The sequence below is a fragment of the Halosimplex marinum genome (assembly GCF_051414075.1).
Taxonomy (GTDB): domain Archaea; phylum Halobacteriota; class Halobacteria; order Halobacteriales; family Haloarculaceae; genus Halosimplex; species Halosimplex marinum.
Window position 1 is genome coordinate 967,330 of sequence record NZ_JBLKNY010000004.1, and the last position, 11,757, is coordinate 979,086.

At 71.4% G+C, this 11,757-nt stretch carries 11 protein-coding genes; all 11 read left to right on the forward strand.

What is annotated here, in order from left to right; all coding sequences use genetic code 11:
- Window positions 1-43 precede the first annotated feature (43 nt).
- Window positions 44-676, forward strand: coding sequence for a QcrA and Rieske domain-containing protein (locus tag ACMGFI_RS13015; RefSeq protein WP_436910159.1), 633 nt, complete (start codon window positions 44-46; stop codon window positions 674-676).
- Entirely contained in the window at window positions 676-2,253 is a 1,578-nt protein-coding gene (locus ACMGFI_RS13020) for a cytochrome b (RefSeq protein WP_436910161.1), read from the forward strand. The genes ACMGFI_RS13015 and ACMGFI_RS13020 overlap by 1 nt, the downstream gene beginning before the upstream one ends.
- Window positions 2,250-2,429 carry a DUF8120 family protein gene (locus ACMGFI_RS13025; protein WP_436910162.1) on the forward strand — a complete coding sequence of 60 codons (180 nt, stop codon included), beginning with the start codon at window positions 2,250-2,252 and terminating at the stop codon, window positions 2,427-2,429. The genes ACMGFI_RS13020 and ACMGFI_RS13025 overlap by 4 nt, the downstream gene beginning before the upstream one ends.
- Window positions 2,426-5,578 (forward strand): nitrate reductase subunit alpha, encoded by a 3,153-nt coding sequence (gene narG / locus ACMGFI_RS13030; protein ID WP_436910164.1) that lies wholly within the window; start codon window positions 2,426-2,428, stop codon window positions 5,576-5,578. Before ACMGFI_RS13025 ends, narG begins: the two co-directional genes overlap by 4 nt.
- Complete coding sequence (gene narH / locus ACMGFI_RS13035) at window positions 5,575-6,645, forward strand: nitrate reductase subunit beta (RefSeq protein WP_436910165.1); 1,071 nt, start codon at window positions 5,575-5,577, stop codon at window positions 6,643-6,645. The genes narG and narH overlap by 4 nt, the downstream gene beginning before the upstream one ends.
- The gene (locus ACMGFI_RS13040) at window positions 6,642-7,463 is read left to right on the forward strand and encodes an ethylbenzene dehydrogenase-related protein (protein WP_436910166.1); all 822 of its coding nucleotides are present in this window, start codon (window positions 6,642-6,644) and stop codon (window positions 7,461-7,463) included. The genes narH and ACMGFI_RS13040 overlap by 4 nt, the downstream gene beginning before the upstream one ends.
- Window positions 7,460-8,203: a molecular chaperone TorD family protein gene (locus ACMGFI_RS13045; protein ID WP_436910168.1), complete on the forward strand. Its 744-nt coding sequence runs from the start codon at window positions 7,460-7,462 to the stop codon at window positions 8,201-8,203. Before ACMGFI_RS13040 ends, ACMGFI_RS13045 begins: the two co-directional genes overlap by 4 nt.
- Window positions 8,200-9,183 (forward strand): DUF8068 family protein, encoded by a 984-nt coding sequence (locus ACMGFI_RS13050; protein ID WP_436910169.1) that lies wholly within the window; start codon window positions 8,200-8,202, stop codon window positions 9,181-9,183. Before ACMGFI_RS13045 ends, ACMGFI_RS13050 begins: the two co-directional genes overlap by 4 nt.
- The gene (locus tag ACMGFI_RS13055; protein ID WP_436910171.1) at window positions 9,176-10,015 is read left to right on the forward strand and encodes a HEAT repeat domain-containing protein; all 840 of its coding nucleotides are present in this window, start codon (window positions 9,176-9,178) and stop codon (window positions 10,013-10,015) included. The genes ACMGFI_RS13050 and ACMGFI_RS13055 overlap by 8 nt, the downstream gene beginning before the upstream one ends.
- 25 nt (window positions 10,016-10,040) lie before the next feature.
- Window positions 10,041-11,384, forward strand: a complete 1,344-nt coding sequence (locus ACMGFI_RS13060) for a P-loop NTPase (protein ID WP_436910172.1) — start codon at window positions 10,041-10,043, stop codon at window positions 11,382-11,384.
- Window positions 11,385-11,517: 133 nt separating this feature from the next.
- On the forward strand, window positions 11,518-11,754 hold the full coding sequence (locus ACMGFI_RS13065) for a DUF7511 domain-containing protein (RefSeq protein ID WP_436910173.1): 237 nt from the start codon (window positions 11,518-11,520) through the stop codon (window positions 11,752-11,754).
- The last annotated feature ends 3 nt before the right edge of the window (window positions 11,755-11,757 follow it).

Sequence of the window (11,757 nt, forward strand, 5' to 3'; positions counted from 1 at the left end):
ATCGCACGACCGACAGCACCGCGGTCCGCGGAGGGAGCCACCGATGAGCGACGACTGTGACACCTGCGACGGCTGCTGCGGCGACGAGGAACCGACCCGGCCGAGCATCTACACCGACGCCCGCGCCGAGATGGAGCGCCGCGACTACGCGAAGGTGCTGGCGACCGTCGGCGGGCTGACCGCCGTCGGCAGCCTCGCGGCGCCGCTGATGGGCCTGACTCGCGTCTTCGAGCGGGGGTACTCGGGCCCGGTCTACTCCGACGGCGTCGCGCTGGTCGACGGCGAGGGCAACCGCGTGACCGAGAACACCCTCTCCGAGGGCGAGCAGATGACCGTCTTCCCGGAGCCGCGCCCGGGGATCGCCGACGCGCCGACGCTGCTGGTCCGCTACCCGGAGGACGCCTACGGCGGCGAGACGGCCATGGAGTCGACCGTCGGCGGCTACGCGGCCTACTCGAAGGTCTGCACGCACGCGGGCTGTATGGTCTCGGACACCGAGGGGTCGACGCTTGTCTGCCCGTGTCACTTCGGGAAGTTCGACCCCACCAGCGGCGCCTCGGTCGTCGGCGGCCCGCCGCCGCGGGCCCTGCCGCAACTGCCCATCACGCTCTCCTCGGACGGCTACCTCGTCGCCACCGGGGACTTCGAAGGGCCCGTCGGCCCGGGGGGTGAATGATGGTGAGGAGCGACGGCGGCGACGGCGAGGGAACCGGGCGCCTGGGCCGCGCCTACGACTGGATCGACAGCCGCCTCGACCTGGATTCCGAGACGGACATCCTCGGCAAGGCGTTCCCCGCCGAGGACTCGTTCCTGCTCGGCGAGGTGGCCCTCTTTTGCTTCCTCGTGCTCGTGCTGACCGGCATGTTCCTCGGCTTCTTCTTCGAGCCCTCGACGAGCGAGGTGGAATACGAGGGCAGCGTCGAGCGCTTCCAGGGCGAGGAGGTGCCGGAGGCGTTCGCGAGCGTCCTCAACATCACCTACGACGTGCCGTTCGGGATGCTCCTGCGCCGGATGCACCACTGGGCCGCCCACCTGTTCATCGCCTCGATGGCGCTGCACATGCTCAGGGTGTTCTTCACCGGCGCCTACCGCAACCCCCGCGAGCCGAACTGGCTCGTCGGGACCGGCCTCGCCGGCCTGTCGATGGGCGCCGCCTACACCGGCTACGCGCTCCCGTTCGACGAGTTCGCCAGCACCGCGACGGGCATCGGCTACAACCTCGCGAAGTCGGTCCCGCTGCTCGGGGACCCGCTCTCGAAGCTCGTCTTCGGCGGATCCTTCCCCTCGTCGGCCACCATCCCGCGGTTCTACTTCCTGCACGTGTTCGTGATACCGCTGGCCATCGCGGGGCTGATCGGGATCCACATGCTGATCCTGATGCGGCAGAAACACACCGAGGCCGAGCGCGAGGACGACGTGCCCGGCCCGGCGCCGCCCGCCGAAGGTGCGGCCGCGACGGGCGGCCCCGCGACCGACGGCGGAGGAGCCGCGACCGCCGACGGCGGTGACGGGGTCGCCACCGACGGTGCCGGCGACGGCGCGACCGCCGCGGACGGCGGCACCGCCGGCGGGGTCCGCGCGACGGTCGCGGGCGCCGTCGACCGCGACGACGACAGCGTCATCGTCGGCCTGCCCGCGTTCCCGAACCAGGCGGCGGTGAGCGCGGTCGTCTTCTTCCTGACGCTGGCGACCCTCTCGATCCTGGCCGGGTTCCTCCCGGTCCACAACGTCGCGGAGTACGGCCCCAACGACCCCGCGGGCACGCCCGCGCTCATCATGCCCGACTGGTTCCTGATGTGGGTCTACGGGTTCCTGAAGCTACTGCCGTCGTGGCTCGCGTTCCACGTCCCGATCCTCGGGGAGGTCAACGCCGAGTTCGTCGGCGGCATCCTCATGCCCGGGCTCGTGTTCGGGGCCGTCGCCGTTTGGCCCTTTATCGACTACTACCGCGAGCCCGAGCACTTCGCGCTGAACCCGCTCGACCGGCCGAAACAGACCGCCGTCGGCGTCTTCGGCGTCACGTTCATCATGGTCGCCTCCATCGCGGGCATGAACAACATCGCCGCCGACGTGCTCAACACCAGCACCGGCCCCGTCAACGCCGTGCTCTGGTGGGCGCTCGTCGGCTGGCCGACGCTCTGTGCCGCCATCACGTACGGTCTCCTGCGCGGCAACGACGAGGGCCCCGACGAACCGGATGGTGACGGATCGGACGCGTCGAACGACGACGCCGACGGGGAGGGCGAGTCATGACCGCCGTGACCGTCACCGAGCGCTCCTATCGCTGGATCGACCGACTGAGCAAGCTGCTGGGCGTCGCGCTGATAGCCGTCGGGCTCGACGCCGGCGGCGACACGCTGGCCGGCATCGCGTTCGCCGCCGCCGGCGTCGCCTGCGGACTCGCGACGATCTTCGTCTCCAAACAATGACCGACGACCACTCGACCGACCACGACCGAACCGACGACCCGCCGACCGACAGCACCGACAGCGAAGCGACCGACGGCGTCGCGGAGGGAGCCGCCGGGGCTGCGACCGACGGGACCGCTACCGACGGTGCCGCGACCGATGGCGGGGCCGACATCGACGTGTCCCGCCGGGACTTCCTGAAGGGCGTCGGCGCGGCCGGCGTCGCCGGTGCGGGCGCCACGCAAACCGGCCTCGCTCAGGACTTCCTCCAGATGACCCGGCTGAAGGTCGTCAACGACCCCATCGGCGACTACCCCTACCGGGAGTGGGAGGACCTGTACCGCGAGGAGTGGGACTGGGACTCGAAACACCGCTCGACCCACTCGGTCAACTGCACCGGCTCGTGCTCGTGGGAGGTCTACGTCAAGAACGGGCAGGTCTGGCGCGAAGAGCAGGCCGGCGACTACCCGAACTTCGACGAGAGCCTGCCCGACCCGAACCCGCGGGGCTGTCAGAAGGGGGCCTGCTACACCGACTACGTCAACGCCGACCAGCGGATCAAGTACCCGATGCGACGCACGGGCGAGCGCGGCGAGGGCAAGTGGCAGCGCATCTCCTGGGACGAGGCCCTCACCGAGATCGCCGAGCACGTCGTCGACGAGGTCGAGGCCGGCCGCTACGACGCCATCTCCGGGTTCACGCCGATCCCGGCGATGAGTCCGGTCTCCTTCGCCTCGGGCTCGCGACTCATCAACCTGCTCGGCGGCGTCAGCCACAGCTTCTACGACTGGTACTCGGACCTGCCTCCGGGCCAGCCGATCACCTGGGGCACCCAGACGGACAACGCCGAGAGCGCCGACTGGTACAACGCCGACTACATCATCGCCTGGGGGTCGAACATCAACGTCACCCGCATCCCCGACGCGAAGTTCTTCCTCGACGCCGCTTATAATGGCACCAAGCGCGTCGGAATCTTCACCGACTACTCACAGACCGCCATCCACACCGACGAGTGGCTCTCGCCGCAGGGCGGCACCGATACCGCCCTCGCCCTCGGGATGGCCCAGACCATCGTCGACGAGGAGCTGTACGACGAGGCCCACCTGAAAGAGCAGACCGATATGCCGCTGCTCGTCCGCGAGGACACCGGGAAGTTCCTCCGCGCGAGCGAGGTGCCGGGGCTCGGCGAGGGCGTCGAGGACCCCGAGAAGGTGTTCGTGATGGTCGACGAAGAGGGGGACCTCCGGCTGGCGCCGGGGTCGCTGGGCGACCGCGACGGGCAGAAGGACCCCGACTCCTCGATCGAGCTCGGCTTCGACCCGCAGCTGTCGGTCGAGCGGACGGTCGCCCTCGCCGAGGGCGCCGACGCCGACAGCGTCGACGTGCGCTCCGTGTGGGACAATCTCCGCGACGAACTCGCGGAGTACACGCCGGAGTTCGTCACCGAGGAGACGACCGTCGGCGAGGAGACCTACCAGCGCATTGCCCGCGAGTTCGCCGAGGCCGACAAGGCGAAGATCATCCACGGCAAGGGCGTCAACGACTGGTACCACAACGACCTCGGCAACCGGGCCATCCAGCTTTTGGTCACCCTGACCGGGAACCTCGGCGAGCAGGGGACCGGCCTCGACCACTACGTCGGCCAGGAGAAGATCTGGACGTACGAGGGCTGGCAGACCCTGTCCTTCCCGACCGGGTCGGTCCGGGGCGTCCCGACGACGCTGTGGACCTACTTCCACGCGGGCATCCTCGACAACACCGACGAGCAGACGGCCCGGATGATCCGCGAGTCCATCGACAACGACTGGATGCCGGTCTACCCCTCCGAGCGCGAGGACGGCTCGCGCCCGGACCCCTCGACGATGTTCGTCTGGCGGGGCAACTACTTCAACCAGGCCAAGGGGAACATCGCCGTCGAGGAGGAGCTGTGGCCCAAGCTCGACCTCGTGGTGGACATCAACTTCCGGATGGACTCGACGGCGCTGTACTCGGATATCGTCCTCCCGGCGGCGAGCCACTACGAGAAGTACGACCTCTCGATGACGGACATGCACAGCTACGTGCACCCGTTCACGCCCGCGGTCGAGCCGCTCGGTGAGGCGAGGACCGACTGGCAGATCTTCCGCGACCTCGCCGAGAAGATCCAGGAGGTCGCCCAGGAACGGGGCGTCGAACCGATCGACGACCGCCAGTTCGACCGCGAGATCGACCTGCAGTCGGTGTACGACGACTACGTGCGCGACTGGCAGACCGGCGAGGAGGGCGCGCTCGCGGAGGACCGGGCAGCCTGCGAGTACATCCTCGAACACTCCGAGGAGTCCAACCCGGAGGGCACCGACGAGCAGATCACCCTCGACGACACCATCGACCAGCCCCAGCGGTTGCTCGAAGCGGGCGACCACTGGACCTCCGACATCGAGGACGGCGAGGCGTACACCCCCTGGAAGCGCTTCGTCCAGGACAAGGAGCCGTGGCCGACGTTCACGGGGCGCCAGCAGTACTACGTCGACCACGACTGGTTCCTCGAACTCGGCGAGGAACTGCCGACCCACAAGGAAGGCCCCGCGAACACCGGCGGGAGCTACCCCCTGTCGTACAGCACGCCCCACGGCCGGTGGTCGATCCACTCGACCTGGCGCGACAACGAGACGATGCTCAACCTCCAGCGGGGCGAGCCCGTCGTCCACATCAACCCCGAGGACGCCGCGGAGCGCGGTATCGAGGACGGCGACACGGTCGAGGTGTTCAACGACCTCGACAGCGTCGAGGTGCAGGCGAAGATCTACCCGTCCAGCGAACCGGGGACGATCCGCCACTACTTCGCCTGGGAGCGGTTCCAGTACCCCGACGGGAACAACTTCAACTCGCTCGTCCCGATGTACATGAAGCCGACCCAGCTGGTCCAGTACCCCGAGGACGAGGAGAGCCACCTCTACTTCTCGCCGAACTACTGGGGCCCGACCGGCGTCAACTCCGACGTGCGCGTCGACGTGCGACCGGTCGACCAGGGGGCCGACGACGCGGAGGGCGAGTCGAGCGACGACGGTGAGAACGAGCAGGCAGACCTTCGGCTGGCCGACGGCGGCGACGCGCCAGCGGACGGGGACGCTCGGGCGGGCGCGGACCCGCCGGACGGACCGGCCGCCGACGCGGGAGGTGACGGCTCGTGAGCACCGACGACGCCCAGGACGGCGACACGCACATCGACATCGCGGACGGGGTCGACCACCAGGTCGCGATGGTGATGGACCTCAACAAGTGCATCGGCTGTCAGACCTGCACGGTCGCGTGCAAGACCCTCTGGACCGAGGGCGGCGGGCGCGACTACATGTACTGGAACAACGTCGAGACCAAGCCCGGCGACGGTTACCCCAAAGACTGGGAGGACTCCGGCGGCGGCTGGCAGTCCGACGAGCACAGCGAGCGCGAGCCCGGCGAGATCCCCGCCAAGGAGCGCTACGGCGGCGACTGGGAGTTCAACCACTCGGAGATCATGTACGACGGCAGCGACGAGCCGCTGCGGCCCCAGAACGTCGACCCCGAGTGGGGGCCCAACTGGGACGAGGACGAGGGCGCCGGCGAGTACCCCAACAGCTACTACTTCTACCTCCCGCGGATCTGCAACCACTGTACCCACCCCTCCTGCGTGGAGGCCTGCCCGCGCCAGGCGCTGTACAAGCGCGAGGAGGACGGCATCGTCCTCGTCGACCAGGAGCGCTGTCGCGGCTACCGCTACTGCGTCGAGGGCTGCCCCTACAAGAAGGTGTACTACAACGCGGCGAAGAAGAAGTCGGAGAAGTGCATCTTCTGCTACCCGCGCATCGAGGGCGAGGGCCCGGACGACGAGGTCCACGCGACCGCCTGCGCCGAGGAGTGCCCGCCCCAGCTGCGGCTGGTGGGCTACCTCGACGACGAGGACGGCCCCATCTACAAGCTCGTCGAGGAGTACGAGGTGGCGCTGCCGCTCCACCCGGAGTTCGAGACGGTGCCGAACGTCTACTACATCCCGCCCTACGCCCCGCCCCAGCACTCCGAGGACGGCGAGAGCATCGAGGGCGTCGACCGCATCCCGCGGGACTACCTCGAGGAGCTGTTCGGCGAACGGGTCGACGAGGCCCTCGACACCATCGAGCGCCACCGCGACCGCGTGCGCCGCGGCGAGGACAGCGAACTCATGGAGATACTCCAGGACAAGAACCCCGCACAGCAGTACCGGCTGGAGGTGTTCGACGAATGAGTTCGCACGACAACTCCTGGGTCGGCGTCGCCGCGCTGGTCGTCCTCGCGGTCGTCGGCGCGGCCGTGTTGCCGACGCTGTCGAGCGCGCGGCCGGCCAACGAGGTGCCGGTCGGCGACGTGGACGCGAACGCGACGGACCCGACCGCCGAGTCGTGGACCGCCGTGCCGAGCGTGGAGCTCGCGCTGGCGAGCGCGCCGAGCGGGTTGCCCGAGGCGAGCAACGTCTCGGTACAGGAGGCGCAGGTCCGCGCGGCGACCAACGAGTCACACGCGTTCGTCCGGGTCTCCTGGCCGGACGCGACGGCCGACCGCAACGCCACGGGTCTCCGCGAGTTCGCCGACGCCGTCGCCGTCCAGCTGCCCGAGAACGAGAGCGCCCGCCCGCCCATCGCGATGGGCGGCACGAGCAACCGCGTGAACGTCTGGTACTGGAGCGGGACCGGGACGACGGAGGAACTGCTCGCGGGCGGCGCCGGGACGACCACGTCGTTCAACCAGTCCGCCGTCGACGCCGAAGCCGTCCACGAGGACGGCGAGTGGCACGTCGCGTTCACCCGCGAGGCCGAGATGGCGGGCAACCGGACCGACCTGTCCGGCGAGCGGGACGTGGACGTGGCCGTCGCGGTCTGGAACGGCTCCTACGACGAGCGGGCCGGCCGCAAGTCCGTCAGCGAGTGGCAGTACCTCGCCATGGGACCGGGCCCGCAGGGGCCGCCCTACGAGACGATCCTCTGGACGGTCGCCGGCCTCGCGATCCTGTTCGTCGCGGTCGTGACCATCGAGGGCGTCCGCCGAACGCGGGGTGAGGCGGCGTGAGCGACGCCGAACCCGTCGACACCGACTCCGCGGAGGACGCCCCCGAGCGCGACGGCGCGGCGGTCGACGACGGCCCGCCGACCGACGCCGACCGCGACGCCGCAGCCCGAGGCGGGCTGTACGCGCTGGCCGCCCGGGCGCTGACCGAACCGGACGAGGAACTGCACGACGCGCTCGCGTCCGGCGCGCTCGACCGGGAGTGTCGGCGGCTACTCGACCGGACGACCCTCGACGTCGAGCCCCCCGACCTCACCACCGACGACGACCGCGAGACGGTCTGCGCCCGGTTCAACGACCTGTTCGTGCTCGGCCAGACCACCGTCGAGGACCGCACCGACGGCACCATCGACGCCGAGGGGCCGGACGTGTCGCTGTACGAGTCGGGCTACCGGCCGGAGGCGTCGTGGAACGACGTGAACCTCGACCTGGCGCGGGCCTACGACTACTTCGGCGTCGAGGTCGACGAGGAGCGGCGGGAGAACCACGACCACTACCGGCTGGAACTGGAGTTCGCCGGCTACCTCTGCCGGCGGGAGGCGGCGGTCGACCCGGACGCCGCCCGCGCGCGCCTGGACTTCCTCGACCGCCACCTCGCCGTGCTCGCCGAGGGGGTCGACGACGCCCTCGACGGCGAACCCGGAACCGGCTACTACGGCGAACTCGCCGCCTTCTGCCGGCGGCTGGTCGCCGCCGACACGAACGACCTGGCCGACCGGCTGGAGGGGGAGGGCGACCCGTGAGCCAGCCGACCGCGAACACGGGCGACTCGGCCGCCGACACCGGCGAGCGAACCGCCCTGTCCGACGCCCGCGAGCGCCTCGACGGGGGCCTCCCCGGGTCGCCGGCGACGCTCGCGGGAGCCGTCGCGCTCGTCCCGACCGCCGGCGTCCTGGTCCTCCGGCTCGTGCGGAACGCGCCCGGGGGCCTCCCGCCGGTCGGGCGCGCCGTGGCCCCGACCGTGACGACGCTGGCGGCAGTCGTCCCGGCGCTGGCGGTTCTGGGGCTCGCCGTCGGGACCGATGCGCGCGCCGAGCGGGTGGCGCTCGCGGCCGTGGGCGTCTTCGGGCTCGTGGGGGCGGTCGACGCCGCCGCGTGGCTCCCGGCCGCCGCCGCCGTCCTCGCCGGGACCGGCGCCGCGCTCGTGGTCGAACTCCGCGAGCGAGCGCACGCCCGCGCCGGCGCGGTCGATTCGCTCCGGGCCGCGCTGGCGCCGGTCGCGCGTCCCGGGGCGGTCGCCGCGCTCGGCACGCTCGCGCTCGGGTGGTCGCTCGCGGCCGCCGCCGGGCTCGGGACGACGACGCTCCGGCCGGCGGGCGCGGCCGTCGCGTTCGTAGCACTGGCCGCGCTCCCTCTGGTCCGTCGGCTCGACGGGCTCGTCGACCTCGGGCTGTGGGCGGTCGGGACGTTCGCGGTCGTCGTCGCTGCGGCGTCGGCGCCGTTCGTCGCGGGCGCCGTCGCGCTCGTCGCGTTCGACGCCGGGACGGTTCCCCTGTCGCTGCTCGCGCTGGGGATCGGTGGCGCGGTCGCGACCGCCGTCGCCGACGCGCGCCGTCGGGCGTTCGGCCCCGCGGTCGCTGCGGCGCTGTTGCTGACCGCTGGTGTCCCGGCGACGCTCCCCCGCGCCGTCGCGTTCGCGCTTGGCCTCGTCGTGCTGGTCCGCGAGTGGGACGGCTCCGGTCCGGGAATCGGGAAAACTACCGGGGGTGTCGCCGATGCGTGACCCCGAGGAGGCCACCGACGGGCCGACCGACCCCCGTGTCCACCCCGAGCAGAGCCCCGGATTCGACGTCGACCACGCCGGCCTCGAGGACATCGAGGTGAGCCGCGAGGACGTGACGATCGGCGAGGCGACGCCCCGGGAACTGTCGGCCGCCGACACGTCGCTCATCGCCAGCGAGACGGCCCAGGAGAAGCTCGAACGGCTCGCGACCGGCGACGCGGTCGAGCGCCAGCGGGCGGCGCTCGCGCTCGCGGAGGAGGACCGCGACCCGGCCGTCGTCGAGGCGCTGATCACCGCGGGGCTGGAGGACGACGACGCGGACGTGCGCCAGTTCGCCGTCGAGGCGCTGGCGAAGCTCGGCGGCGAGCGCGCGGGCCCCGCCGCCCTCGAAATGACGGAGGACGACGACCCGTGGGTCCGCGCCGAGGCGATCGTCGCGCTGGACCGCATCGACCGAGAGGCCTACGCCGACCGCATCGAGGCGGCGCTGGACGCCGACCACCACGCGGTCCGGCGCAACGCGCTGGTCTCGGTGTTCAAACGGCGCGGCGAGGACGCGCTCGACCCGCTGCTGGACGCCGCCGACGACGAGAGCGAGCGCGTCCGCGAGTGGGCCGTCCACCTCCTCGCCGGCGTCGACGACGACCGCGCCCGCGAGGTCCTGGCCGAGACAGCGGACGACGAGTCCGAACCGCGGATCGTCCGCGGCACGGCCGCGCGGGCGCTGGAGGCCGACCCCGGCCGCTTCCGCCGGCAGTTCACCGGCGCCCTCGACCGCGGCGACACCACCCTCCCGGGCGAGGACCACCTCAATCGCCAGCCCGACCTCTGACGTTCCCCTCGCTGTCCACCCTATCATGTCAGAACACACCGACCACGACAGACCGACCGACGACGCCGACGGCACCGAGCGCACGAGTAGCGACGACCAGACGAGCGGTGACGAGCGGACCGACGACGACCTGGAGGAGGCGGTCGAGGCCGCGCTCCGGCAGGTCCGGGATCCCGACGCGGGCAAGGACGTGTTCGAGGCCGGCCTCGTCTCCGACATCGCGGTCTCGGCGGGCGCGGTCACGGTCGTCGCGGACCTGAACGACTTCCGGCCCCAGCAGGGCGAACAGGTCACGAGCGCGATGCTGCAGGCCGTCTCCGACGTTCCGGGGGTCGAACACGCTCACATCGAGCGCGAGACGGCCCACGCCGCCGACGAGGACCGCTCGACCGGCCTCGCCGACGTGGACCGCGTCATCGCCGTCGCCAGCGCGAAAGGCGGCGTCGGCAAGACGACGGTCGCCACGCATATCGCCTGCGCGATGGCCGGCGACGGGCTGGACGTGGGGCTGTTCGACGCCGACATCCACGGCCCCAACGTCCCCGAGGTGCTGGAGGTCTCGGGGCCGGTCTACTCCGACGACGACGGCAATCCCCTGCCCGTCGAGGCCGGCGACCTCGACGTGATGAGCGTCGGGCTCATGGAGTCGGGCGCGCCGCTGGCCTGGCGGGGCGCGATGGCCCACGACGCCCTCTCGGAACTGTTCGAGGACACCGCCTGGGGCGACCTGGACACCCTCGTGGTCGACCTCCCGCCGGGGACCGGCGACGTGGTCCTCACCACGCTCCAGGAGGTCCACCTCGACGGCGTCGTCTTCGTCACCACTCCCTTCCACGCCGCCGTCACGGACACCGCCCGCTCGCTGGACCTCTTCGAGGAGAACGACGTGCCGGTCCTCGGCGTCGCCGTCAACATGGCCGGGTTCACCTGCCCCACCTGCGGCGACGAGCACGACCTGTTCGAACACGGCGAGCCGCTGGACGGGCTCGACGCCCCCATCCTCGCCGAGCTGGACTTCGACCCGAGCGTCCAGGCGACGCCCCGCCCCGGCGAGTTACCCGAGCAGATGCAACAGCTGGGCGAGGACGCCCACGAGCGCGTCGAGGAGGTGTGGTCGGTCGACGTACCGGACGAAGCCGCCGACCTGCGCGGCGTGGAGGCCGACGCGCGCCACGACCGCGTCCGCGAGGCGTTCGACGCGGCCGAGCGGGGCGACGAGCTCGTCCTCGTCTCCGACCGCGACCCGACACCGGTGCGGTCGTTCCTCGCCTCGCTGTCGGCCGAGGCCGACGGCCCAGGCGATCTCGACCCCTTCGAGGTCGAGCAGTTGAACCCCGAGACGTGGGTGCTCCGGACGGTCAGGCCGTAGTCACTGGCGACGCCGGCACGTCCACGTTCCCGTCCGGTCGGTTCGCGTCCGCTCTTGCCCGCTACGTTGCGCTATTGTGAGTTCATAGCAGCCCTCTTGTGGGCGACCCGACACCCTTCGAGTGAGCAACACGATGTCGGGACGACCCCAGCCAGCGGACGACGCCGTCTCCGAGCCCCGTTCCCCGTCGACCGGCCCCGACCAACCCGGCCGGACGGACCCGCCGGCGCTGGAACTCGCGCTCGTTCGATACGCCGACCGGCCGGACCGATGCACGATCCACCCGCCCGACGCGACCGGCGTCGAGCGGATGTCGACGTGGATCTCCGTCGACCGGACCCTCGTGGTCGACGCCGCGTCGATGCGGTAATCG

What these genes read in the sequence shown, in the direction of transcription:
- ACMGFI_RS13060 (WP_436910172.1), top strand. Translation starts at nt 10,041, where the DNA reads ATGTCAGAACACACCGACCACGACAGACCGACCGACGACGCCGACGGC.
- ACMGFI_RS13015 (WP_436910159.1), top strand. Translation starts at nt 44, where the DNA reads ATGAGCGACGACTGTGACACCTGCGACGGCTGCTGCGGCGACGAGGAA.
- narG (WP_436910164.1), top strand. Translation starts at nt 2,426, where the DNA reads ATGACCGACGACCACTCGACCGACCACGACCGAACCGACGACCCGCCG.
- ACMGFI_RS13065 (WP_436910173.1), top strand. Translation starts at nt 11,518, where the DNA reads ATGTCGGGACGACCCCAGCCAGCGGACGACGCCGTCTCCGAGCCCCGT.
- ACMGFI_RS13025 (WP_436910162.1), top strand. Translation starts at nt 2,250, where the DNA reads ATGACCGCCGTGACCGTCACCGAGCGCTCCTATCGCTGGATCGACCGA.
- ACMGFI_RS13020 (WP_436910161.1), top strand. Translation starts at nt 676, where the DNA reads ATGGTGAGGAGCGACGGCGGCGACGGCGAGGGAACCGGGCGCCTGGGC.
- ACMGFI_RS13040 (WP_436910166.1), top strand. Translation starts at nt 6,642, where the DNA reads ATGAGTTCGCACGACAACTCCTGGGTCGGCGTCGCCGCGCTGGTCGTC.
- ACMGFI_RS13055 (WP_436910171.1), top strand. Translation starts at nt 9,176, where the DNA reads ATGCGTGACCCCGAGGAGGCCACCGACGGGCCGACCGACCCCCGTGTC.